26 protein-coding genes are annotated in these 22588 nt (G+C 70.1%); 15 read left to right on the forward strand and 11 right to left on the reverse strand.

Annotated features, from left to right (window positions below; translation table 11 throughout):
• Positions 1-405: 405 nt before the first annotated feature.
• Entirely contained in the window at positions 406-1242 is an 837-nt protein-coding gene (locus ABEA39_RS00005; protein WP_345371776.1) for an alpha/beta fold hydrolase, read from the forward strand.
• A 49-nt stretch (positions 1243-1291) separates the two neighbouring features.
• Here the strand turns inward: ABEA39_RS00005 and ABEA39_RS00010 are convergent, their stop codons facing one another.
• Positions 1292-1876 carry a TetR/AcrR family transcriptional regulator gene (locus tag ABEA39_RS00010; protein WP_345371778.1) on the reverse strand — a complete coding sequence of 195 codons (585 nt, stop codon included), beginning with the start codon at positions 1874-1876 and terminating at the stop codon, positions 1292-1294.
• A 12-nt stretch (positions 1877-1888) separates the two neighbouring features.
• On the reverse strand, positions 1889-2995 hold the full coding sequence (locus ABEA39_RS00015; RefSeq protein ID WP_345371780.1) for an NAD(P)-dependent alcohol dehydrogenase: 1107 nt from the start codon (positions 2993-2995) through the stop codon (positions 1889-1891).
• 220 nt (positions 2996-3215) lie between these two features.
• Here ABEA39_RS00015 and ABEA39_RS00020 point away from each other — a divergent pair, with 220 nt between their 5' ends.
• Positions 3216-3656, forward strand: coding sequence for a hypothetical protein (locus ABEA39_RS00020; protein ID WP_345371782.1), 441 nt, complete (start codon positions 3216-3218; stop codon positions 3654-3656).
• A 27-nt stretch (positions 3657-3683) separates the two neighbouring features.
• Here ABEA39_RS00020 and ABEA39_RS00025 read toward each other — a convergent pair whose 3' ends face one another.
• Positions 3684-3917, reverse strand: coding sequence for a hypothetical protein (locus ABEA39_RS00025; protein WP_345371784.1), 234 nt, complete (start codon positions 3915-3917; stop codon positions 3684-3686).
• Between the two features lie 31 nt (positions 3918-3948).
• Here ABEA39_RS00025 and ABEA39_RS00030 point away from each other — a divergent pair, with 31 nt between their 5' ends.
• On the forward strand, positions 3949-4404 hold the full coding sequence (locus ABEA39_RS00030; RefSeq protein WP_345371786.1) for a MarR family winged helix-turn-helix transcriptional regulator: 456 nt from the start codon (positions 3949-3951) through the stop codon (positions 4402-4404).
• Positions 4405-4535: 131 nt separating this feature from the next.
• Positions 4536-5033, forward strand: a complete 498-nt coding sequence (locus ABEA39_RS00035) for a hypothetical protein (protein WP_345371788.1) — start codon at positions 4536-4538, stop codon at positions 5031-5033.
• Positions 5034-5060: 27 nt separating this feature from the next.
• Here ABEA39_RS00035 and ABEA39_RS00040 read toward each other — a convergent pair whose 3' ends face one another.
• Entirely contained in the window at positions 5061-5540 is a 480-nt protein-coding gene (locus tag ABEA39_RS00040) for an ATP-dependent zinc protease family protein (protein ID WP_345371790.1), read from the reverse strand.
• A gap of 17 nt (positions 5541-5557) precedes the next feature.
• Between ABEA39_RS00040 and ABEA39_RS00045 the strand changes: the two genes are divergently transcribed.
• From ABEA39_RS00045 to ABEA39_RS00070, 6 genes are all read left to right on the forward strand, one after another.
• Entirely contained in the window at positions 5558-6748 is a 1191-nt protein-coding gene (locus ABEA39_RS00045) for a RimK family alpha-L-glutamate ligase (protein ID WP_345371792.1), read from the forward strand.
• A 47-nt stretch (positions 6749-6795) separates the two neighbouring features.
• Entirely contained in the window at positions 6796-7623 is an 828-nt protein-coding gene (locus ABEA39_RS00050; protein ID WP_345371794.1) for an alkaline phosphatase family protein, read from the forward strand.
• A gap of 90 nt (positions 7624-7713) precedes the next feature.
• Positions 7714-8880 carry an inorganic phosphate transporter gene (locus ABEA39_RS00055; RefSeq protein WP_345371796.1) on the forward strand — a complete coding sequence of 389 codons (1167 nt, stop codon included), beginning with the start codon at positions 7714-7716 and terminating at the stop codon, positions 8878-8880.
• A gap of 30 nt (positions 8881-8910) precedes the next feature.
• Positions 8911-9228, forward strand: a complete 318-nt coding sequence (locus ABEA39_RS00060; protein ID WP_345371798.1) for a hypothetical protein — start codon at positions 8911-8913, stop codon at positions 9226-9228.
• A gap of 49 nt (positions 9229-9277) precedes the next feature.
• Complete coding sequence (gene corA, locus ABEA39_RS00065) at positions 9278-10279, forward strand: magnesium/cobalt transporter CorA (protein ID WP_345371800.1); 1002 nt, start codon at positions 9278-9280, stop codon at positions 10277-10279.
• 136 nt (positions 10280-10415) lie between these two features.
• Entirely contained in the window at positions 10416-11267 is an 852-nt protein-coding gene (locus tag ABEA39_RS00070; RefSeq protein ID WP_345371802.1) for an aldo/keto reductase, read from the forward strand.
• Between the two features lie 72 nt (positions 11268-11339).
• Here ABEA39_RS00070 and ABEA39_RS00075 read toward each other — a convergent pair whose 3' ends face one another.
• Positions 11340-12233: a LysR family transcriptional regulator gene (locus ABEA39_RS00075; RefSeq protein ID WP_345371804.1), complete on the reverse strand. Its 894-nt coding sequence runs from the start codon at positions 12231-12233 to the stop codon at positions 11340-11342.
• Positions 12234-12305: 72 nt separating this feature from the next.
• Between ABEA39_RS00075 and ABEA39_RS00080 the strand changes: the two genes are divergently transcribed.
• On the forward strand, positions 12306-13376 hold the full coding sequence (locus tag ABEA39_RS00080; RefSeq protein ID WP_345371806.1) for a DMT family transporter: 1071 nt from the start codon (positions 12306-12308) through the stop codon (positions 13374-13376).
• Here ABEA39_RS00080 and araA read toward each other — a convergent pair.
• From araA to ABEA39_RS00100, 4 genes are all read right to left on the reverse strand, one after another.
• A complete protein-coding gene (araA, locus tag ABEA39_RS00085) occupies positions 13291-14808 on the reverse strand; it encodes an L-arabinose isomerase (RefSeq protein ID WP_345371808.1) in 1518 nt (505 codons plus the stop codon). The genes ABEA39_RS00080 and araA overlap by 86 nt on opposite strands.
• Positions 14805-15530, reverse strand: a complete 726-nt coding sequence (locus ABEA39_RS00090) for an L-ribulose-5-phosphate 4-epimerase (protein WP_345371810.1) — start codon at positions 15528-15530, stop codon at positions 14805-14807. The genes araA and ABEA39_RS00090 overlap by 4 nt, the downstream gene beginning before the upstream one ends.
• Positions 15527-17224, reverse strand: a complete 1698-nt coding sequence (locus ABEA39_RS00095) for an FGGY-family carbohydrate kinase (RefSeq protein ID WP_345371812.1) — start codon at positions 17222-17224, stop codon at positions 15527-15529. The genes ABEA39_RS00090 and ABEA39_RS00095 overlap by 4 nt, the downstream gene beginning before the upstream one ends.
• Before the next feature lie 114 nt (positions 17225-17338).
• The gene (locus ABEA39_RS00100; protein ID WP_345371814.1) at positions 17339-17914 is read right to left on the reverse strand and encodes a TetR family transcriptional regulator; all 576 of its coding nucleotides are present in this window, start codon (positions 17912-17914) and stop codon (positions 17339-17341) included.
• An 80-nt stretch (positions 17915-17994) separates the two neighbouring features.
• On the opposite strand from ABEA39_RS00100, the gene ABEA39_RS00105 reads away from it, so the two are divergent.
• The gene (locus tag ABEA39_RS00105; protein ID WP_345371816.1) at positions 17995-19140 is read left to right on the forward strand and encodes a zinc-binding alcohol dehydrogenase family protein; all 1146 of its coding nucleotides are present in this window, start codon (positions 17995-17997) and stop codon (positions 19138-19140) included.
• A complete protein-coding gene (locus ABEA39_RS00110) occupies positions 19137-19775 on the forward strand; it encodes an NAD(P)-dependent oxidoreductase (protein ID WP_345371818.1) in 639 nt (212 codons plus the stop codon). Before ABEA39_RS00105 ends, ABEA39_RS00110 begins: the two co-directional genes overlap by 4 nt.
• On the opposite strand, the gene ABEA39_RS00115 is transcribed toward ABEA39_RS00110, so the two are convergent.
• Positions 19763-20239: a MarR family winged helix-turn-helix transcriptional regulator gene (locus ABEA39_RS00115; RefSeq protein WP_345371820.1), complete on the reverse strand. Its 477-nt coding sequence runs from the start codon at positions 20237-20239 to the stop codon at positions 19763-19765. The two genes, ABEA39_RS00110 and ABEA39_RS00115, sit on opposite strands and share 13 nt — an antisense overlap.
• A gap of 76 nt (positions 20240-20315) precedes the next feature.
• Here ABEA39_RS00115 and ABEA39_RS00120 point away from each other — a divergent pair, with 76 nt between their 5' ends.
• Both ABEA39_RS00120 and ABEA39_RS00125 read left to right on the forward strand, forming a co-directional pair.
• A complete protein-coding gene (locus tag ABEA39_RS00120) occupies positions 20316-20684 on the forward strand; it encodes a VOC family protein (protein ID WP_345371822.1) in 369 nt (122 codons plus the stop codon).
• 7 nt (positions 20685-20691) lie between these two features.
• A complete protein-coding gene (locus ABEA39_RS00125) occupies positions 20692-21585 on the forward strand; it encodes a DNA-3-methyladenine glycosylase family protein (RefSeq protein WP_345371824.1) in 894 nt (297 codons plus the stop codon).
• 118 nt (positions 21586-21703) lie between these two features.
• On the opposite strand, the gene ABEA39_RS00130 is transcribed toward ABEA39_RS00125, so the two are convergent.
• The gene (locus tag ABEA39_RS00130) at positions 21704-22483 is read right to left on the reverse strand and encodes an SDR family NAD(P)-dependent oxidoreductase (RefSeq protein WP_345371826.1); all 780 of its coding nucleotides are present in this window, start codon (positions 22481-22483) and stop codon (positions 21704-21706) included.
• Positions 22484-22588: the final 105 nt, after the last annotated feature.

The raw sequence follows: 22588 nt of genomic DNA on the forward strand, positions 1-22588 counted from the left end.
GCACCACCGCCGTCAAGAGCCAGCTCCTCGTCGGCACCGCCACCATCACCGCCCAGATCCAGGAATAGCCAGCAGGGACACCGGAGCACCCGCCGGCTCACCGCCCCCACACGTCTCCCACGGCTCAGCCGCGAGAGACGGAGCCCGGGGATTGGAAGCCCCGAGCGCCCGATGGGGCCCGTCACGCCGAAAGGCGCGGCGGGCTTCTCTGCGTTCGGGGCTTCGCGCGGAGTGGGCGCCGGCGTGGTTTCGCCTTGGGGGAGTGGTTTCGCGCCGCGGCGCGAAAGCGAGCACCCAGGGCGAAACGACGCCATCCGAGAGCGGGGGATGCCCGGGCCGGGCGGGCTCGGGACGATCCGGGTACGAATGGGGGTCGCTGCAGATGCAGCGACCGAAAGGAGCACCATGCCCGAGATCACTGCCCATCACGGTCTGTTCAAGAACACGAACCTGCACGTCGACGACACCGGCGGGTCCGGTCGTCCGATCGTCCTCATCCACGGTTGGCCCCTCTCCGGCGAATCCTGGAAGAAGCAGGTGCCCGCGTTGGTCGACGCCGGCTACCGCGTCGTCACGTACGACCGCCGCGGCTTCGGTCGGAGCGACAAGCCCAAGACCGGGTACGACTACGACCACCTCACCGAAGACCTGCACACGATCGTCACCGAGCTCGACCTCGACGACGTCACCCTCGTCGGATTCTCGATGGGCGGCGGTGAGGTCGCGCGCTGGTTCTCGAAGTACGGCACGGAGCGACTGCACAGCGTCGTCTTCGCCTCGGCCGTCCCGCCGTACCTCCTCGAAGGCTCCGACAATCCTGACGGCCCGCTGCCCAAGAAGCAGGCCGCCGAGATGACCGCGCAGCTCACGAAGGACGAGGACGCCTTCTACGCCGACTTCATCACGCAGTTCTTGTCCGTCGACGGCGAGCTGAAGGTCAGCGAGGCGGATCGCGAAGAGGCGCTCGGGCTCGCGAAGCAAGCCTCGAAGCTCGCCGCCCTCGAGGCGATGGCGTCGTTCGCCAACACGGACTTCCGTGACGACCTCACGAAGGTCACCGTGCCGACCCTGGTGATCCACGGCGACGGGGATGCGACGGTTCCGTTCGAGGGGTCGGGTGCGCGGACGCATGCGGCGATCCCCGGTTCCGAGCTGTACGTCGTCGAGGGCGCGCCGCACGGTGTCACCGTCAGCCACCCGGAGGAGTGGAACCGCGTCGTGCTGGAGTTCCTCGCGAAGTAGAAGCGGGCCGCGGTGCGGCGGGCCTGATGCCCGGTGGGCCGCGGTGCGTTCAGGCGTACCGCGGCCACCACGGCGGCATCTGGTCGCGGACGGCGTCGGCCCACGCCACCGAGTCGGTGTCGCACGACAGCGCCCACGCCTCGACGGAGGTGCAGAGGCCTCCGGCCGAGAAGGCGATCGCGACCGTGACGTCGGTCGGCACCTCGACTCCCAACCGCCGCCAGACGCCGATGGCGATCTCGAGGCGGTCGGCGAACATCCGGAGCAGGGCTCGTCGGAGCGGAGCGCCGACCGACGACTCGAGGCCCGCGCGGAACAGGGGCCGGTCGCGCGTCACGAGACCGAACGCCTCGACCAGTGTCTTCTGGAACTCGGCGGAGATCTCCGACACCGACTGGTCGAGGCCGACGGGGACGTCCAGCAGCTCGTCGATCTCGGCGGTCAGCATCTCGGTCAGAAGGCCGGAGACGCTGGGGTAGTGCGTGTAGAACGTCGTGCGACGGACGCCCGCGATCCGACACAGCTCGCTGACGTTGATCTCGTCGAGCGACCGATCGCTCAGGGCCGTGCGAAGCGCCGCCCGCAGCGTGGCGACGGTGCGGAGACTTCGCGGGTCCTGTGAGCGATCGGTCATTCGGGCGACGCGCTACGGCATGACGAGGACGGCCTTGACGGCGGCCCCCGAGGCGGTGTCGGCGATGGCCTTCTCGATCTGGTCGAACGGGTAGGTCGTGATCAGCTGGTCGAACGGGAACGTGCCGGCCTGGTACATCGAGAGCAGGCGCGGGATGAAGTTCTGCGGCACCGAGTCGCCCTCGACGGCGCCGATGAGGGTCTTGCCGGCGCCGGAGACGAGCCCGAGGGGAAGCGTGGCCGTCGCCTTCGGCACACCCACGAGGGCGATCTGCGCCCCGAATCGAGTGGCGTTGATGAGGTTGGTGACGACGGCGGGCACGCCGGTCGTGTCGACGCCGTAGGCGGCTCCGAGGCCATCGGTGATCTTCTGGATCTGCTCGACGACGTCGTCGGACTTGCCGTCGATCGCGTGCGTCGCACCGAGCTTGAGCGCGAAGTCGAGGCGTTCCTGGATCACGTCGACGGCGATGATCGTGGTCGCGCCGGCGGCCTTGGCGGCCATGATCGCCGAGAGACCGACGGCTCCGGTGCCGGAGACGACGATGCTCGTGCCGGTGGAGATGTTCAGCGAGTTGAGCACGGTGCCGGCGCCGGTCTGGATGCCGCAGCCGAGGGGGCCGACGAGCTCGAGCGAGATGTCGTCGGCGATCTTGACGGCGTTGCGCTCGCTGACGATGGCGTGGGTGGCGAACGACGACTGGCCGAAGAACGACCCGGTCATCGGGCCGCCGTCGGCCGCCGTCATGGTGCCGGTGCCGTCTTCGCGAGTGCCCGCGATGTTGAGCTGCAGGAACTTGAGGCAGTAGGCCTCGCGACCGGCGAGGCAGTTGGCGCAGTGGCCGCAGGCGGCGAACGAGACGGCGATGTGGTCTCCGACGGCGAAGTCGGTGACGCTGGAGCCGACCTGCTCGACGATGCCGGCGCCCTCGTGCCCGAGCACCTGGGGGAAGACGCCGGGCAGGTCGCCGTGCTGGACGGCGAGGTCGGTGTGGCAGAGGCCGGTCGCGACGATCTTGACCAGCATCTCGGAGGGCCGGATGTCGCCCAGGGTGATGTCTTCGAAGACGAAGTCGGAGTTGACGCCGTGCAGGACCGCTGCGTGTGCGGAAGTGGACATGGAAGTGCCTTTCTCGGAAATGGGACCGCCGACGGGAGTCGTCGAAGGCGCCATCGGAGCTGGCGTCGCAGCGGTGGGACCGAGATGAACCTACTCTTTTCGACAGGTGTCGACAAGTCCGATCCAGCTCCCCTTCTCGAATTCGAGAGGGACGGGGAGCAGGGGCCGACGTGCCATAGTTCTCGCAAGCAGCGGCCACGAGCCGCAGGAGAGGGGCGCCGTGCCGCACGAGACCGAGACCGACGACGCCACCCGCGAGGCGGCCACCGCGCGCGTCGTCCAACGGCTCTTCACCAACCCGGGCGACCGCAACGTGTTCCGTGTCGTCTCCGACGAGTTCGGGGTGGGCGAGAGGCTCCTGCGGGGCTGGGTCGAGGCGGCGACGCCGGCGGGGGATGCGCGGTCCCGCCGGGCACCACGCCCCCGGTTCTCGCCCGTGGTCCGGACCAGGGTCGAGCCCGCCGTCGCCTCCGAGGGGGCGGCCGAGCCTGCGCCCGAGCCCGCACCAGCGTCGACCCCGGAACCCGCGCCGACTCCCGAGCCCGAGCACACCGCCGCCGCCCTCGACGACCGCCGTGCATCCCTCGAATCCGAGATCGCTCGACTCCGGCAGGGCAACGAGTCCCTCAAGGCGGCGATGCGGGCGCTGCTCTCCGAGTGAGCGGCGACCGATCGAGGGCGGTTCGAGCTAGCGAGGGCAGTTCAAGAAGGTGCGGCTCGACCCCGAGCCGCGCTCGATGGCGTGCGCCGCGAGCGGCTTCGCGCAGACCGGGCAGACCGGGTCGACCGGCGCACGGTAAGGCTCTTCGGGGTGCCCGGCGCCGAGGGAGGCCGGCCCGGCGATCGGGTAGAGGAACCGATTGAGCCGCCCGACGAGGCCGGGAGTGTCGTCGAAGGGGGTCGCTGCTTTTACTTTGCGCACGAACAGTTAGTGTACCCGCTAGATTGGGTGCATGGAAGATCCCCTCGCCCTCGACCGCCAGGTCTGCTTCGCCCTCGCTGCCACGAGCCGCAGCGTCATCTCTCTCTACCGGCCCGTTCTCGAGCCCCTCGGTCTCACGCATCCGCAGTACCTGGTCATGCTGGCGCTCTGGCAGGCGAGCCCGCTCCGGGTCCGCGACCTCGGCGACCAGCTCTTCCTCGACCCGGCCACGCTCAGCCCGCTCCTCAAGCGCCTCGAGTCGCTCGGTCTCCTGACGCGCTCGCGCAACGCCGTCGACGAACGCTCCCTCGACATCCGCCTCACCGACGAGGGGGCGGCGCTCCGCCAGAAGGCGCTCGCGGTGCCCGGGCGCATCGTCGAACGGCTCGGCGTCTCGGTCGACCAGCTCGAGCGGGTCCGCGACGAGTTGACGGCGCTGCTGGAGGCGAGCCGGACCGCGTCCGACCGGGTGTCGTCGGACACCTGAAAGCCGGGGGATGCACGCCCCGAGAGCCCTCGGATCCACCTGCCTCGGATTGGATCTTTCCCGGCAGTCCAATTTGCTCTCCAATGGTCTCGAGAGGCTCGCGGACTGCGAGCGAGGACGGGAGCGGACCCATGACGAGCCGGAAGCACCAGTGGCGGACCGAGGGATGGCGGGGTCTGGGCGACATCGCTCAGACGGCCCGCGTCGTGGGATTCGCCTGCGCCTCCGAAGCCGTCGCCGACCGGCTCGACCGTCGTCTCGGCTGGCTGGGGCAGCTGACCCGGAACGTCGATCGCCGCGGGTCGGTCGTCGAGGACCTGGTCTTCCGGGACGTCCGTCGAGAGCTGGGCCGGTTCGAGGCCTTCCAGCGCACGGGTCACGGCCTCGCGGACGTGCTCTCCTGGCCGGGCCTGCCGTGGACGAGGCTGACGCTGGCCGAGGGGATGACGCTCGCCGAGTGGGACGAGCTGCGGGGGAGCGACCCGCGGCGACTGGCGGCTCTGCGGCGCGACCTCCGGCTGTGCGAGCTGCTCGTCGGGCCGAGTTCGACGTCGCTCACCGTCGCGGATCGGCTCGCGGGCGGCGTGCGTCTCGAGCCATCGCCGACGGTCGAGATCCCGATCGTCTGACGGGGTCTCGGGCGGACTCCGGGCCGGTCAGGCCGTCCGACCGCGGTTCCGGCGACGGACCTCGCGGGGCGCCCGCCCGGCGAGGAACGACCCCGCAGGATCGACAAGGAAGCCCTGCCGGAGGGCTTCCCGGCCGACCAGCATCCGGAAGCCCATCTGCGTGCGGTTGCTGAGGGTCGTCTCGGCCTGGATCGTCCGCTTGGCGAGCCGGATCTCGGTCAGGATGACGATCCGCTCCTCGGTGTGTCCGGACGAACTGCGGACGACGCGCCGGTCGTGGATGGCGTGCTCGACGGTGACGGCGTCGGCCTCGGACTCCTGCCACGGATGCACGGAGAAGCGCACCCGGTCGCCGGGGAGCTCTTCGAGGTCGAACGCGTGCAGCGCCGAGCTGCGGGCGCCGGTGTCGAGCTTGACCTTGATGTACGGCACTCCGAGCCCGGGCAGCCCGGCCCATTCGCGCCAGCCGGCCACGAAGGGCTCGGCGGTCTTCGTTTCGTCGGCCATGCCCTTATCTTGGCAGTGTGAAACTCGCCATCCTGTCGCGCGCGCCGCAGGCGTACTCGACGCAGAGACTGCAGGCAGCCGCTCTCGACCGCGGGCACACCGTCAAGGTGCTCAATACTCTGCGGTTCGCGATCGACCTCTCGGGCGACGAGCCCGATCTGCAGTACCGCGGGCGTCTGCTCTCCGACTACGACGCGATCCTGCCGCGCATCGGCAACTCGATCACCTACTTCGGCACCGCCGTCGTCCGGCAGTTCGAGCAGATGGACGTCTACACGCCGAATACCGCCAACGGCATCACCAACTCGCGCGACAAGCTGCGCGCGAACCAGATCCTCTCGCGGCACCACATCGGCATGCCGGCCACGGCCTTCGTCAACGGTCGCGCCGACGTGCGGATGGCGATCGAGCGCGTCGGCGGGGCGCCCGTCGTCATCAAGCTGCTCGAGGGCACGCAGGGCATCGGCGTCATCCTCGCGCCCGAAGCGAAGATCGCCGAGTCGATCGTCGAGACGCTGCAGTCGACCAAGCAGAACGTGCTCATCCAGAGCTTCGTCTCGGAGAGCCGAGGCCGCGACATCCGCGCGCTCGTCGTCGGCGACCGCGTCGTCGCGGCCATGCGCCGGACGGCCACCGGCGACGAGTTCCGCTCGAACGTCCACCGCGGCGGCACCGTCGAGAAGGTGTCCCTCGACGCCGCCTACGAGGAGGCGGCCGTGCGCTCGGCGCAGATCATGGGCCTCCGGGTCGCCGGCGTCGACATGCTGGAGGGCAACGACGGCCCGCTCGTCATGGAGGTCAACTCGTCACCCGGCCTCGAGGGCATCGAGCGGGCGACCGGCCTCGACGTCGCGGGCGAGATCATCGACTACATCGACAGCCAGGTCGCGTTCCCCGAGATCGACGTGCGGCAGCGCCTCAGCGTCTCGACCGGATACGGGGTCGCCGAGCTCCTCGTGCACTCCAACGCCGACCTGGTCGGCAAGACGATCAAGGAGTCCGGGCTCTGGGATCGCGACATCACAGTGCTGACGTTGCATCGCGGCGCCACCGTCATCCCGAACCCCCGGAGCGGCGTGCTGTTGGAGGCGGGAGACCGGCTGCTCTGCTTCGGCAAGCTGGAGGAGATGCGCTCGATGATGCCGGAGCGGCGCCGTCGACGAGCGAAGCTGCGGAAGCTTCCGCAGGAGGCCGTCGTCGAGGCCTGAGCCACCGGCGTCACTGCCGCGTCACTCGGTAGTGCTACCGTCCGCGCGTGACCCGCCGCAAGTTCCTCCTCGTCGGCATCGACGGCCTCCGCGTCGCCGACGCCCTCCGACCGGGTGCCGCCCCCGCGCTCGCCGCTCTGATCGAGGCCGGCAGCCTCCACCCGATGACGATGGAGGTGCCGACCTGGTCGGGCCCCGGCTGGTCGTCGATCCTGACCGGCACGACGCACGCCCAGCACGGCGTCTTCGACAACACCTTCCACGGCAACACCCTCTCGGCGAACGCCGACCTCCTCAGCCGCGCCTTCTTCGCCGATCCGACGAGGGGCACCTTCGCCGCCGTGAGTTGGCCACCTCTGGCCGACCCCGCGGGCCCGGGCCCGGTCATCGCCACCCGATCGGATCAACAGCGTTCCGGGATGCACCGCCTCGTGATCCGGGACGGCGAAACGTATGGCTACCGCGCGGGCGACGGCGAGATCGCGGCGTTCTCGAGGCTCGCCCTTCGCGACGCCGGTCCCGACGCGAGCTTCGTGTACCTCGGGGAGGTCGACGAGGCCGGGCATCTGTACGGCGGCACCTCGCCCGAGTACGCGGCAGCGCTCCGCCGGGTCGACGCGCATCTCGCCGGCATCGTGGCCGCCGTGGCGGCTCGAGCCGAGACCCACGACGAGGACTGGCTGATCGGCGTCACGAGCGACCACGGCCACGTGGACGCGGGCGGGCACGGCGGCGCCGACGAGGTCGTCACGGCTTCGTTCCTGGCACTGGGGCGTTTCGTGCGGGGTGGGTCCGTGCATCCCACGGCCCTGGTCTCGCGCCAGCGGATCCGCCCGGACGAGGTCGCCGGGGTCCTGCTCGCCCACCTGGAATGATTCACCCCCCGTTCACGGGCCACGCGTACGGTCGCGGCATCCGCTCCGACACCGACGCCGGAGCCTCCACGAAGCTTGGAGTCATCCGGAATGAGCGTTCTCATCGTCGTGCTGATGGTCATCGCCATCGCACTGATCTTCGATTTCACCAACGGGTTCCACGACACGGCGAACGCCATGGCGACCTCGGTCGCCACAGGAGCGCTCAAGCCCCGGGTGGCCGTGCTGATCTCGGCGGTCCTCAACCTCGTCGGGGCCTTCCTCTCGACGCAGGTCGCCAAGACCGTGTCGTCGGGGATCCTCACCGAGGACGGCAAGGGGCTCCCGCACATCACCCCCGTGCTGATCTTCGCGGGCCTGGTCGGCGCGGTTCTCTGGAACCTCGGCACCTGGTGGCTGGGGCTTCCGTCCAGCTCCACCCACGCCCTCTTCGGCGGCCTCATCGGAGCGGCGATCATCGGGTCCGGACTCAGCGCGGTCGACTTCTCCGGCGTCCTGTCGAAGATCGTCCTGCCTGCCGTCCTGTCGCCGTTCATCGCCGGCGCGGTCGCACTCATCGCCACCTACGTCGCCTACAAGGTGACGAAGCTGGCCGAGGTGCACGGCGCGAAGCGCGGCTTCCGGCACGCGCAGACGGTGTCCGCCTCCCTCGTCTCGCTCGCGCACGGCACGAACGACGCACAGAAGACCATGGGCGTCGTCACCCTGACCCTGATCGTGAGCGGCTACCAGGCGACGAACACCGGTCCGCAGCTCTGGGTGATCCTGATCTGCGGCCTGGCCATCGCGGCGGGCACGTACACGGGCGGCTGGCGGATCATGCGGACCGTCGGCAAGAACATCACCGACGTCGAGTCGCCCCAGGGCTTCGCGGCCGAGACCAGCTCGGCGGCCACGCTGCTCATCTCGTCGAACCTCGGCTTCCCCCTCTCCACGACCCAGATCACCTCGGGCGCCGTCGTCGGAGCCGGTCTCGGCAAACGGCTCGCCTCGGTGCACTGGAACACGGTCAGCAAGATCGCGGTCGGGTGGATCGTGACCCTGCCCGCGGCGGCGCTGGCCGGGGGAGTCGCGGCCTGGCTCGCCGGAACGGGGCCGATCGGCCTCGTAATCGTCGTGGTCCTCGCGATCGGCGGCGGCGGCACCTTCGTGATGCTCGCCCGGCGCCACCCGGTCAGCCAGCACACGGTCAACGACGACTCGGCCACGGCCACGGGACGGCCCGTGGTCGCCGCCTCGGCTTCCGCCGCCTCGTGACCCGATCAGCTCGGTGAAAGGACTCTCCTCATGAGCACATCGCTTCTCGCCGCGGCCGCGGCCGCCTCCACCCCCGCCACCGGATTCCTCGGGGTTAACTGGTCCTCGATCGCCGAGGTCTGCATCGTCACCCTCGTCGCGACGGTCGTGATCGTGACCGTCTTCTCGGTCGGGCTCCGCCTCCTCTCGATCGGCTCGCCCGACGACGGCGGCGAGACTGCGACGGCGGGGACGCTCTCGTCGCGGCCGGTCGGGGCCACGCTCCTCGGCTACCTGTGCGTCGGCGTCGGCGGGGCTGCGGTCCTCTACGGGATCTACCTGGTCGTGCCGCTGTTCCATCAGCACTGAGGCTCGATCGCGTCACCTCGAGTTCACCGCCGCCGGGCATCCTGCCTTCATGCCCCTGATCGACAACGGCGTCTACGTCGCCGGCCACCGCATCGACGACCCGACGAGCCTCGACGAGACCTACCGGCTCATGGACGAGCACCACGGAATGGCGTGGATCGGCCTCTACCGGCCGAGCCCGGAGGAGATCCGCTCCGTCGCCGCGGAGTTCGACCTGCATCCCCTCGCGGTCGAGGACACGATGCTCGGCCACCAGCGGTCGAAACTCGAGCGCTACGGGTCGACGCTGTTCGCGGTGCTGCGACCGGCGCGATACGTGGATCGTGAGGAGACCGTCGAGTTCGGCGAGCTCCACCTGTTCGTGGGGCCGGACTTCGTCGTGACCGTGCGGCACGCGGAGTCTCCCGACCTGATGAAGGTCCGCAAGCGCATGGAGGCGGCCCCCGACCTGCTCACCCAGGGCCCCGAGTCCGTCCTTTACGCGATCCTCGACCAGGTCGTGGACGAGTACGAGCCCGTCATCGCGGGTCTCGAGAACGACATCGACGAGATCGAGGACACCCTCTTCGACATGGACGCCGGCCCGGGGCTGTCGGAGCGCATCTACAACCTGTCGCGCGAGGTCATCAACTTCCAGCGGGCGGTGGGGCCGCTGGTCAAGATGCTGGAGGGGCTCCAGCGCGGCTCGGAGAAGTACGGGGTCGACCTCGAACTGCAGCGCAGCCTCCGCGACGTGCTCGACCACACGCTTCTGATCGTCGAGCGGGTCGGTTCGTTCCGCGCGATCCTCGACAACGCGCTGACCGTGCACGCGACCATCGTGACGAGGCGTCAGACCGATCAGGGGATCCAGCAGAACGAGGAGGTGAAGAAGATCTCCTCGTGGGCGGCGATCCTGTTCACGCCGACGCTCATCGCCTCGATCTACGGGATGAACTTCACGAACATGCCCGAACTCCAGTGGAAGTTCGGCTATCCGTTCGCGCTCGCCCTGATGCTCGTGTTCGGCGGAGGCCTCTACCTCGTGTTCAAGCGACGCCGCTGGCTGTGAGGTGCGGTTGACAGGACATTTGCTCGGAAGACGTGACGGACCGGGCATCCGCTGCCTACTGTGAAGTCTCGGGAGGGCTCGGTTTCGGCCCGCCCGACGATTCGCTTCGGCTCGGCCGAAGACCTCAGGAGGAGACATGCCCGACATCCAGCCCGCCACCGCACTCGAGAGCCGCACTCTGAACGACGGGCGGAGCATCCCCGCCATCGGCTTCGGCAGCTTCCCGCACCACGGCGAGGACTCCGACGAGATGGTGACGAACGCCCTCGACCTCGGCTACCGGCTGATCGACACGGCGTTCCGGTACGAGAACGAGAAGGAGGTCGGGAGCGCGGTCCGGGCATCCCGCGTGCCTCGTGACGAGATCGTCGTGACCTCGAAGCTCGCCGGGCGGCACCACGGACGCCAGGAGGCGCGCGAAGGGGTGCGTCTGTCGCTGGCCAACCTGGGCCTGGAGAAGATCGACCTCTTCCTGATCCACTGGCCGCTGCCGAAGCAAGGCAAGTACGTCGACACCTGGAAGACGCTGGTCGAGTTGCGCGACGAGGGCGTCCTCGGGTCGATCGGGGTCTCGAACTTCACCCCCGAGCACCTCGAGAAGATCGTCGACGCGACCGGGGTCACGCCGGCCGTGAACCAGGTGGAACTGCACCCGATGTTCACGCAGGAGGAGCTGCGCAAGGTCCACGCCGAGCTCGGCATCGTGACCGAGGCCTGGAGCCCGCTCGGTCGCGGCACCGGCCTGCTCGACGAGAAGCCCATCACGGAGGCGGCGGAGAAGTACGGCGTGACCACCGGCCAGATCGTGCTGCGCTGGCACGTGCAGCAGGGGATCGTGCCGATCCCGATGTCGTCGAGCCCCGAGCGTCGCCGCGCGAACCTCGAGCTGAGCGGCTTCGAGCTCTCGTCCGACGAGGTCGCCGCCATCTCCGCTCTCGACCGCGGCCGCATCTGGGGGCAGGACCCCGACGAGCACGAGGAGTTCTAGCCTCCCCGCGAGTGCGGTGACTGTCCCCGATCTGCTGATGGTGAGGCGCTGCGATCAGCAGATCGGGGACAGTCACGGGCGGGCGAAGAGGGGGCGCAACTCCGACAGCACGCGCTGCACGGTGCGACGGTGCAACGCCTCGGGGCGAGCGAGCACGTCGATGTGCCGGGCGATCGAGAAGCCCTCGGTCGGACGCAGCACGACGCCGGGCGACAGGGCGTCCGCCCCGAGGTGCCGCGGGATCAGCGCCACGCAGTCGGTGGCCGCCACGACCGCCGCCGCCACGACGAAGTCGTTCACCCGGTGGCGCACGCGGGCGTCGATCCCCGCCACCGTCGAGAGGGTCTCGATCGCCCCCTCCAGCGGAAAACCGTCGTGCACGGCCACCCACTCGGCCTCGCGCAGCCGGTCGGCCGACAGAGACGAGAACTGAGCGAGGGGATGCCCGGGCCGCATCGCCACGTCGAGGGGCTCCTCGAGCAGCGGAACCACGGCCACCGTCTCGGGCCACGGCGCACTGTTCCGCAGCCGGTGCGCGATCACGAGGTCGTGGTCGAGGACGAGGCCGGGGAACGCGTCCTGCCGCACGTCGTGGTCGCTCACCGAGACTCCCACAGCAGTGCCGGCGGTCGCCTCGAGCAGCGGCCCGAACACCGCCAGGGCCGCACTCGTGAAGGCGGCCACCGTCACCTCGCCGGTGGCCTCCTCGTGAAAGCGCTCGACCGCCTCGTTCGCCTTCTCCAGCGCGACCTCGACCTCGGCCACCGCATCGGCCAATGCCCGTCCGGCGGCCGTCAATGTCGTCCGACGGCCGACCTTCTCGGTCAGGGGGATGCGCGTGGTGCGCTGCAGAGCCGCGATCTGCTGCGAGACGGACGACGGGGTGACCCGCAGCGAGGCGGCCACGGCGGCGATACTGCCGCGGTCGCCGAGAGCCCGCAAGGCGCGGAGGTGAGCGAGTTCCATTAGTTGAAACTAATGCAATACGCGAGAAACCCGGGTCTTGTCCATCGTGTGCCGAGCATCCACCATCGGAGCATGCTCGTTCGCCTGCTCGCCTTCCGTGTCGACGGTCTCCTCCTGCTCGTGGCAATCTCGTGGGGGACGACATACCTCGTCGCGAAGGACCTCGTCGGGCCCGGCTCGGTGCTCGCGCTGCTGGCCGTGCGGATGCTCGTCGCGGCGCCGCTGATGGTCGGGGTCGTGGCGCTGTCGCGCCGTGGCCGTCGAGCCCACGGTGGCGGGGGCGCTCGCGCCGACGCCAGGCGAGCAGGCCGCCGCGGGCCGACGCGACCCGAGTGGGCCGTCGGGCTCCTGCTCGGCGGACTGCTGTCGGCCGTGTTCCTGCTCGAGACCTTCGGCATCGCCCACACCTCGGCGACCAACGCGGGCGTGATCATCAGCCTCACCATCGTCTTCACACCGCTGCTCGAAGCCGCGGTGACGAGGAGGGCGCTGCCGGTCCGCTTCTATGCGGCCGCGGCGGGCGCGCTGCTCGGGGCGGTGCTGCTGACCAGCGGCGGCGCCGTCTCGACGCCCAGCCTCGGCGACGGGCTCGTGCTCGGCGCGGCCGTGGTCCGGGCGGTGCACGTCACGGTGATGCACCGGCTGACGTCGAAAAGGAGTCGAGGAGAGGGGGATGCCCCCGCCCGACCCCTCGACACGTCGACCCTCACCGCCGTGCAGCTCGCGACCTGCGCCGTCGTCTTCACCGTCGGGTCGGCCTTCGTGGGGGAGTCGATCCCCGACTACCTGCGGCAGCTGACTCCGAGAGACGTCGCGCTCCTCCTCTATCTCGCGGTCGTCTGCACGGTCTTCGCGTTCTTCGTGCAGATGTGGGCCGTCCGCCGGACCTCGCCCACGCGAGTGAGTCTGCTGCTGGGCACCGAGCCGGTCTGGGCGGCGGTGGTCGGTGCATCCCTCGCTCACGACGTCCTCGACCCGGGCGGCTGGGCGGGCGTCGCGCTGATCCTCGTTGCGACGGCGTGGGGGCGGAGCATCGAGTCGCGCCGCCCCCGACCGGTCAGAGCCCTCGGGCCAGACGGTGGTACGCCGCGTTCCACTGCACCTCGCGCCGGAAGTCGCGAAGACGCGTGTTTTCGTCGATGACGAGCAGCTCGGTGCCGGCCATGAGCGCGAAGTCCTCGAACGCCTCCAGGCCGACGGCGGTCGACATCACCGTGTGGTGCGCGGCGCCCGCCGTGAGCCAGGCCTCGGCGGAGACGGCGAACGACGGCCGCGGCTCCCAGACGGCGCGGCCGACGGGAAGGTTCGGCAGGTCGGCGTCCGGGACGACCACGTCGACCACGTTGGCCGTGAGCCGGAACCGGTCGCGCTGGTCGCTCAGGGCGACGACGATCGCGGGCCCGGGGTCGGCCGTGAAGACCAGGCGCACCGGGTCGTCCTTGCCGCCGATGCCGAGGGCGTGGATCTCGAGCGAGGGCTTGGCGGAGGTGAGCGTCGGCGAGACCTCCAGCATGTGCGCGCCGAGGATCTTCTCGGCCCCGGGCACGAGGTTGTAGGTGTAGTCCTCCATGAGGGATGCACCGCCGGGCAGGCCGGACCCCATCACGTTCGCCGCCCGCACCAGCACGGCCGTCTTCCAGTCGCCCTCGGCGCCGAAGCCGTAGCCCTCGGCCATCAGGCGCTGGACGGCGAGGCCGGGCAGCTGCTTCAACGAGCCGAGGTCCTCGAAGTTCGTGGTGAACGCACCGAATCCGCCCTCCTCGAGGAAGGATCGGAGGCCCAGCTCGATCGCCGCGCCGTCGCGGAGGGACTGGTGGCGCTCGCCGCCCTTCCGAAGGGCCGGGACGACGTCGTACTGCTCTTCGTAGACGGCGACCAGGGCATCCACCGCGCTCTCGTCGACCGCGTCGACCGCGGCCGTCAGATCGTTCACGCCCCAGGTGTTGACGCTCACGCCGAAGACGAGCTCGGCCTCGGTCTTGTCGCCCTCGGTGACGGCGACGTTGCGCATGTTGTCGCCGAAGCGGGCCAACTTGAGCGAGCGCACCGCGGCGAACCCGGCGGCGGCGCGCATCCACGTGCCCACCTGGCCGACGACGCGGGGGTCGGACACGTGCCCGACGACCGTCTTGCGCGCGACGCCGAGGCGCGACTGGATGTAGCCGAACTCGCGGTCGCCGTGGGCGGCCTGGTTGAGGTTCATGAAGTCGAAGTCGATCTCGCTCCAGGGCAGGCGAACGTTGGCCTGCGTGTGCAGGTGCAGCAGCGGCTTCTGCAGCGCGTCGAGGCCGGCGATCCACATCTTGGCGGGGCTGAACGTGTGCATCCAGGCCGTTACGCCGATGACCCGGTCGTCGGCGTTGGCCTCGAGGATCAGACGGCGGATGGCGTCGGAGTCGGTCAGCACCGGCTTCCAGACGACGCGGACGGGGATGCCCGGGGCGACGTCGAGCTGCCTCGCGATCTCCGTCGACTGCTCCGCCACCTGCCGGAGCGTGTCTTCGCCGTAGAGGCCCTGGCTGCCGGTGAGGAACCAGACCTCGTAGGAGTCGAAGGTGGTGTCGAGGGTGCTCATCGGGGGATTTCCTGTTCTGGTGCTTGACCGTAGACGTTTTGATAGCGATCGAAGAGGGCGTCGATGCTCTCTTCCGGGATGGGGAGGGGGTCGCCGAGCTGGCGGGCGATGTGGACGGTGCGGGCGACGTCTTCGGCCATGACCGCGGCCTTCACGGCGTCGCGGGCGTCGCGGCCGATCGTGAAGACGCCGTGGTTCTGCATCAGCACCGCGCGCGAGCGATGGCCGGTGAGCGTGGCGACGATCCCCTCGCCGATCGACTCGTCGCCGATGATGGCGAAGGGGCCGACGGGGATCGGCCCGCCGAACTCGTCGGCCATCGCCGTGATGACGCAGGGGATGCTCTCGCCCCGGGCCGCCCAGGCGGTGGCGTAGGTCGAGTGCGTGTGGACGACGCCGCCGACCTCGGGCATGTGCCGGTACACGTAGGCGTGCGCGGCCGTGTCGGACGAGGGCGACTTGTCGCTGCCCGGGCTGCCGGCGACGACGTTGCCGTCGAGGTCGCAGAGGATCTGGTTCTCGGGCGTGAGGTCGTCATAGCCCACGCCGCTCGGCTTGATCACGAACAGGTCGGCCCCGGGGACGCGGCCCGAGACGTTGCCGCCCGTCCAGATCACGAGGCCGTAGCGCGTGAGCTCGGCGTGCAGCGCTGCGACGTCGGCCCGGGTGCGGGCGATCGCCGAGTCGATGTCGGGCGAGAGGGATGCGCGGGGTGACGTCATGCGGAGACCTCCTGGAGAGACGTGGCCGGCGTGGCCGCTGCCGCCGCCCGCTGAAGGGGGAGGCCCGCGCGGAACCGCTCGAGGTACGCGGCGAAGCCGGTGACGTCGGCCGCGGAAGGCTCGACGACGACGGCGGCTCCGCCGGTGAAGACCTCGTCGCGGAGGAAGTCCGTCAGTGAGACGGCCGACGCCCGACCCAGGTACGCCGCGAGGACGGCGATGCCCCACGCTCCGCCCTCGCTCGCGGTCTGCTCGACGGCGATCGGCACGTCGAGGGCCGCGGCCAGCAACTGCTGGGCCGCCCCCGGCGTGCGGAAGGGGCCGCCGTGCGCGAGGAGCTGTTCGACGCGGACGTCCTCGGCCGCGAGCGTCTCCATGCCGATGCTGAGGGTGGCGAAGGCGGCGTACACCTCCGAGCGGATCAGGTTGCCGAGGGTGAAGCGGCTCTCCGCCGAGCGGATCAGGAGGGGGCGGCCGTCCTCGACGCCCGTCACCGGTTCGCCGGAGAGGTAGTTGTACGAGAGGAGACCGCCTGCATCCGCCTCACCCGCGAGGGCTTCGGCGAACAGGGCGGCGTAAACGTCGTCCGCGGCGAGGGGGGTGCCCGTCGCCTCGGCGAACCGGCCGAACACGCGGGCCCAGGCGGCGAGTTCGCTCGCACCGTTGTTGCAGTGGACCATGGCGACGGCGTCGCCGGCCGGGGTCGTGACGACGTCGAGCTCGGGATGCACGCGGCCGAGGGGGCCGTCCAGCACGACCATGGCGAACACGCTGGTGCCCACGCTCACATTGCCGGTCCGGGGCGCGACCGAGGCGGTCGCCACCATGCCCGTGCCGGCGTCTCCTTCGGGAGGGCAGAAGGGGATGCCCGGGGCGAGGTGGCCCGTCGGATCGAGAAGTGCCGCGCCTGCCGGGGTGAGGGCACCGGCGTCGTCGCCGGCGACGAGGACGGTCGGCAGGAGTGCGCCGAGGTCGAGGCCGGGGGAGTGCTCGTCGAGGAGGGACTGGGTGCGGGCGAGCATCCCGCCGTCGTAGGTCTTCGCCTGTGTGCCGGTCGGGCCTGCGCTGGTCGGGCCCGTGCCGATCGGGCCTGTGCCTATGGGGAACATGCCCGAGGCGTCGCCGACCCCGAGGACGTTCTCGCCCGTGAGCGCCCGGTGGACGTAGCCGGCCAGGGTGGTGAGCGAGGCGATCCGGGCGACGTGCGGTTCGTCGTCGAGCACGGCCTGGTAGAGGTGCGCGATCGACCAGCGGAGCGGGATGGCGAAGCCGAGGGCGTCGGTGAGGATGCTCGCGGCCGGCCCCGTGGACGTGTTGCGCCAGGTGCGGAACGGCACGAGGAGCTCGCCGGCCGCGTCGCAGGCGAGGTAGCCGTGCATCATGGCCGAGACGCCGATGGCGCGGAAGGTCGTCGGGACGAGCTCGAAGTCGGCGCTCACCTCGGTGACGAGGTCGGCATAGGCGGCCTGGAGCCCCGTGCGGATCGCGTCGACCGAGTAGGTCCAGCGGCCGTCGACGAACTCGTTCTCCCACTCGTGCGAGCCGGACGCGAGCGTGGTGAAGTCGTCGTCGATCAGGCAGAGCTTGATGCGGGTGGAGCCGAGCTCGATGCCGAGCGTGGTGCGGCCTTCGGCGATCGCGGCGGTGGCTGCGGCGGGGTCGGCCGGGCGGGGCGGGTCGGGATTCTCTGTCATCGGACGTCCTCGTCTAGATCAGGTGAGCGCTCACATCATGGCATGTGAGCGCTCACATTCGCTACTCCGCGTCGTTCAAGCATGCTGCGGCGTCGGCGGTCGGGGCCGGGTCGACTAGCTGCGGGTGCGCCGGACCGGCGACTCCGCGGCGAGCAGGGCCATCACGTCGTCGATGACGGAGACCATCGGCCCCGCCCCGTCGCCCAATGCCCACTCGTCGAGGGCGACCTGGAAGACGAGGATGCCGAGCTCGGCGACGACGGTGGCCTGGAGGGGCGATTCGCCGCGCTCGAGGAAGGCGGCCCGCGCGGCCCGGACCAGGTCGTCGCGCTTGCGAGCGTCGCGGTCGCGGAGGGGGTCGTTGGCGTGGATGAGGCGGCGCACGGCCGAGGTCTGCTCGCGGTGCCCTTCGAACTGGTCGGTGGCGACGCGGTGCAGGACGAGCCGCACGACCTCCATCGGCGCGAGCTCGGCCGGGGCGTCGGCGATGAGTCGGGTGGCCCGCTCCGGGATCTCGTCGCCGCCGAACACGACTTCGCGCTTGTCGACGAAGTACCGGAAGAACGTGCGCGTGGTCAGCCCCGCGCGCGCTGCGATCTGCGGCACGGTGGTCGCGCCGAAGCCCTGTTCCGAGAACAGCTCCAACGCCGCGCCCACGAGCCGACCACGTGCATCCGGAGCCCATCGCATCGTCTCAGTGTAGGTGATGACACGAGATGACATGCGGCTGTACGATGACACGACATGTCATCGACGAGAAGGACTCCCGAATGAACGAAGCTCTCTGGCTCCTGGACTCCCGCGGGCGGTTCGAGGTCCGATCGACCTCGCGCCCGACGCCCCGGGAGGGTGAGGTCGTCGTCCGCGTCCGCGCGGTGGCCGTGAATCCGGTGGATGCCCTGACCGGCCCGGTCCGGCGGTTCGTCACGCCCTGGGTGCGGTACCCGACCGTCCTCGGCAGCGACGTCGCCGGAGAGATCGTGGCCACGGGCGCCGGCGTCACCCGCTTCAGCCCGGGCGACCGGGTCGTCGGCCACGCGGCCGGGCAGGAGAGGGTGCGCAACACTCCGGCGGAGGGGGCGTTCCGGAACCACGTCACCCTCCTCGAGCGCGTCTGTTCCGAGCTGCCCGGCGACCTGACGTTCGAGCGCGCCGCGGTTCTGCCGCTCGGCCTCTCGACCGCCGCGGCCGGGCTGTACGAGGCGGATCAGCTCGCCCTGCCGTTCCCGACCGCCCCGGGGACGTCGCGCGACGGTGAACCTCGCGACGGGGGATCGCGCGACGGCGTCGTCCTCGTCTGGGGCGCCTCGACGAGCGTCGGCAGCAACGCCGTGCAGCTCGCCCGAGCCAGCGGATACACGGTGATCGCGACCGCGGGCCGGAAGAACCACGACTTCGCCCGCTCGCTCGGAGCCGAGACGGTGGTCGACTATCGCGACGCCGACGTCGACGAGCAGATCGTCCGGGCGGTGGGAAGCCGACAGCTGGTCGGCACTCTCGCGATCGGTCGTGGATCCCTCGCTCACGCCGTTCGCATCGTGCGTCGCTCGGCAGGCACGAAGGGGATCGCCTCCGCCTACCCCGATCCGATCACCCGCCTGCGGTCGCTCGTCGAGAGGCCTCGCGGAATCCGCATCTCGAGCATCTGGGGCGGCACACCGGTGGTGTCGCCGGTCGGGCCTGCGGTCTACCGCGATTTCCTGCCCCAGGCGTTGGCCGATGGGCGGTTCCGACCCGCTCCCGAGCCGCGGGTGGTCGGAACGGGGCTCGCGGCGATCCCCGGGGCTCTGGCGACCCTCCGCGAGGGGGTCTCGGCCACCAAGATCGTGGTCGCGATCGACCCCGCCCCCGCTCCCTACGCCGTCCCTGCCGACGCCGTCTCCGCCGATGCCGCGGAGCAGGAGCGCGACCAGTGAGCACCTATCTCGTCTTCGGCGCGACGGGCCAGACCGGCAAGCACTTCACCAGGCTGGCCCTCGCGGACGGCCACCGTGTCCGGGTCCTGGCCCGGAACCCTGCCAAGCTCGACGTCACGAGCCCGGACCTCGAGATCCATCGGGGCTCCATCACCGACTCCCCGGATCTCGACGGTCTCGTCGACGGCGTCGACTTCGTCGTGTCGCTTCTGGGGGATGCCCGGCTGCAGCGCGATCGGAAGATCAACACCGCATTCGTCCGCGACCTCGTCCCCGCGATGCGCCGGCACGGCGTGACGCGCTTCCTGTACCAGGCGGGCGGCCTCAGTGCTCCGCCCGACCGTCGACTCTCGCCGGCGCTCTGGGCGATCCGCAACACGCTGGCGCGTGGCTACATCGGCCAGCACGAGGACAACGAGGCCGTGATGCGGTACCTGGCCGACGACGCCGGCGACATCGAGTGGATGGTGCACCGCGCGGGGATCGGCTCGGACGGACCGTCGAAGGGAGTGCTCGAGCGGTCGAAGCGCCGAGTCAGCATCGCCACCTTCGGTGACTGTGCCGCCTACGGGTACCGGCTCCTTTCGGATCCCACCGCGATTCACACGGCCGATCTCAGCGCCTACCGGAGGTGAGCGGGAGGCGTGCTCGGGTCGGTGTCGGCGAGGGAGTCGACGCACGCGCGGAGCATGGCCGCGAGGCTCGACCGGCTGGAGTCGCTCAGGTTCGACTTCATGCGGTCCTCGACGGCCTTCACCGCAGCGCTCGCCTCGGCGAGTTGACGCCGGCCCTTCGGCGTCAGGGCGGTGGGGAGCACGCGTCCCGACTCGGGCCGTTCGGCTCGTGTCACGATGCCGTCCTTGACGAGCGACTGGAGGAGCACGTTCATCGATTGCCGCGAGACGAAGGCCCCGCGAGCGAGCTCGGAATTGGACAGGCCCGGGCGCTGAGACAGCAGCTCGAGGCAGGAGTAGTGCGTGATGGTCATCCCGAGGGGTCGCAGCACCGAGTCCATCGACGCATGGAGCGTGCTGGACGCCTCCTTCAGCAGGTACCCCAGCGACGTGCTCAAATCGATCTGCGACTCCACTTGACTCATGTCAATAGTCTGACATACGCTTCTGCATGTCAACTAACTGACACCGACGCATCGCGTCACGACGAGGAGACACACCATGGCACACGCATCCGGCCCCGGATTCATCTCACTTCAGGTCCGCGACGAGAAGGCCTCTGCGGCCTTCTATGAGAAGTACCTCGGGTTCGATCGTCAGGACGGACCGCCGCACGCGATCGTGTTCGACACCACGCCGGCGTCGTTCGCCGTCCGCTCTCCGCTGCCCGGCGTCGACCTCGATTCCGTCGACCAGCTCGGATTCGGCGTGGGCATCTGGCTGCATGCACCCGACGCCCAGGGCATCCACGACACCCTCCTCGCCGACGGCGTGACCATCACCCAGTCGCCGATCGACGGGCCGTTCGGTCGCACCTTCACCTTCGCCGATCCCGACGGCTACCTCATCACCCTGCACAGCCGCGCCTGAGCCTCTCATGACGACCGAAACCACCCCGCCGACTCTCGAGTCCGTGCACTGGGTCGAGGGGCCGTGGTCACTCGCGACGAGCCGCCGCTTCTGGGAGGGGTTCTCCCCGTCCGCCCTCGCGGTGAGCGAGGTCTCCGACGAGATCAGGGCCGTGTTCCTGTCCGACACCGACTGGCATCGAGTCGAGGCGACGATCGTCCAGGAGGGCGACTCGGCGCGCATCCGCGTGACCGGAGCGGGTGATCTGACGGCCGCGACGTCGCAGGTGCGCCGCTTCCTGTCGATCGACATCGACGGGCGCGGGTGGCGCGACGTCGCCGACCGCGATCCCGTCATCGCCGATGCGCAACGGCGGCTCCCCGGCTTCCGACCCTGCGGCTTCTACTCGCCCTACGAGGCCGCAGCCTGGTCGGTGCTGTCGCAGCGCATCCAGATGAGGCAGGCCGCCGCGATCAAGCAGCGGCTCACCGACGAGCACGGCGAAGGCGGCGCCTTCCCGGCCCCCGCCGTGATCCGCGGCCTCGAGCTCGACCTGCCCGGACGCAAGAACGAGTACCTGCACGCCGTCGCCGAAGCAGCCCTCGACGGGGTCCTGTCGGGTGAGCGGCTCCGCGGCCTCGCGCCCGAGACGGCTCTCGACGAGGTGCAGGGCGTCCTGGGCCTCGGCCCGTTCGCCGCCGAGCTCGTGGTGATCCGCGGCGCGAACTCTCCCGACGTACTGCCCCGCAACGAGAAGAGGCTCACGGCCGAGATCGAGGAGCAGTACGGGGTCGCGCGTTCCGTCGCCGAGATCACCGATCAGTGGCGGCCCTATCGCAGCTGGGCCGCCGTCCACCTCCGCGCACTCCGTGAGGAGCGCACGGGCGAGATCGAGCGCAGCCGGCCCGTCAGGAGTCGCTGACGCGAGGGCACAAAAACGGGCGGTGGCGAAACGTCACCCTCTGGGCGGACTGCGCGCCGCCCTCGGTGATCAGGACGACGGCAGTCTCTCGAGCGGGGTCCGGATCACCGGGGTTCGATCAGGCGGCCGTCACGCCGCCGTCGACCGTGAAGATGCCGCCGACGACGAACGACGAGGCATCGGAGAGCAGCCAGGCGGCCATCTCGGCGATTTCCTCGGGCTGCCCCAGGCGACCGATGGGCTGGGCCGACTCCGCCTTGGCCTTCAACTCGGGGTCGGCGAACGACTCCTCGGCGAGCGGCGTCATGGTCGACCCGGGCAGGATCGCGTTCACGCGGATACCCAGCGGCGCGTAGTCCACGGCCACCTGCTTGGTGAGGCCGACGACTCCGTGCTTGCTCGCCACGTAGGCGGGGAGGTTGGGGTAGGCGATGAGGCCGGCGGTGGAGGCCGTGTTGACGATCGAGCCGTACCCCTGCTTCTCCATGTAGCGGAGCTCGGCCCGCAGGCTGACGAACGCTCCGGTGAGGTTGATGGTGAGGGTCTTGTTCCAGTCGGCGAGCGAGTAGTCGCTGATCTTGCCGCCTGCTCCGATGATGCCGGCGTTGTTGAAGGCTCCGTCGAGTCCGCCGTAGGCCGTGACGGCCGCCTCGACCATCGCGGCCGCGTCGTCTTCGTTCGTGATGTCGGCCTTGACGAACTGGGCTGTGCCCCCGGCCTCGGTGATCCGGGCGACCGTCTTCCGGCCGTTCTCCTCGGCGAGATCGACGACCGTCACCTTGGCGCCGCGAGAGGCGAGCAGCAGCGAGGCCTCGAGGCCCATGCCGCTTCCGCCTCCCGTCACGATCAGGCTCTTGCCGGTGAGGTCGACTTTTTCGTATCCAACGGGGGCGGCCATGACGGCTCCTCTTCTTCGAGTCCACGGCCGGGCTTCTGCATCGGCCGGGTCTCACCTTACGCTTTCTGGCACAAAGTGCCACTTGTCGGCCGATGAATCGGATAC

The sequence above is a fragment of the Frondihabitans cladoniiphilus genome, from assembly GCF_039544345.1.
In the GTDB taxonomy this organism is placed as follows: domain Bacteria; phylum Actinomycetota; class Actinomycetes; order Actinomycetales; family Microbacteriaceae; genus Frondihabitans; species Frondihabitans cladoniiphilus.